At 51.9% G+C, this 674-nt stretch carries 1 protein-coding gene; it reads left to right on the top strand.

Annotated elements, in window-relative coordinates; genetic code table 11:
- Positions 1-674, top strand: a 674-nt coding sequence (locus tag J7438_RS26710; protein WP_209279049.1) for a DUF1601 domain-containing protein, incomplete at both ends; no start/stop codon positions are given.

Here is a 674-nt window from a genome sequence, read left to right as displayed (position 1 = left end):
GCACTCATTTACTTCAGCGGGTGTTTTTACCCCTCATAAGCCCATGGATGAGCGTGTTAAGCGTACTCAAGCTGCCTTATTATCGACGCTACTGGATGCAATAATATTCAAGTGCAACCAAAAACCTGAAGCCAGTGATATTGGTGCTCAGGAAATCGCTAACCTGCTGTGGGCCATGGCGAAACTGGTGGACAACGGGCAGGAACTAACACCAGGGCTCAACGAGGCCGTGGCCGTGTTGTTGCCCCACGTGAACGCACAGAAAGACCAATTTATTCCTCAGCATATTGCCAACCTGCTGTGGGCCATGGCGAAACTGGTGGACAAGGGGCTGGAGCGCACAGCAGAGCTCAAAGAGTCTGTGGTCGTGTTGTTGCCCCACGTAAACGTACAGAAAGACCAATTTATTCCTCAGGCTATCGCCAACCTGCTTTGGGCCATGGCGAAACTGGTGGATAGCGGCCAGAAGCGGACACCAGAGTTCAAAGAGGCCGTGGCCGCGCTGTTGTCCCGCGTGAACGCACAGAAAAACCAATTTAATGCCCAGAAAATCGCCAACATGATGTGGGCCATGGCAAAACTGATGGACAACGGCCAGGAGCAGACACCAGAATTCAAAGAGGCCGTGGCGGCGTTGTTGCCCTACGTTAATGCACAAAAAGACCAATTTATTC

Origin of the sequence: Thalassotalea sp. G20_0 (assembly GCF_017744175.1) — a bacterium.
GTDB lineage: Bacteria > Pseudomonadota > Gammaproteobacteria > Pseudomonadales > Endozoicomonadaceae > Endozoicomonas.
This window is presented reverse-complemented; position numbering and strand designations above follow the sequence as displayed.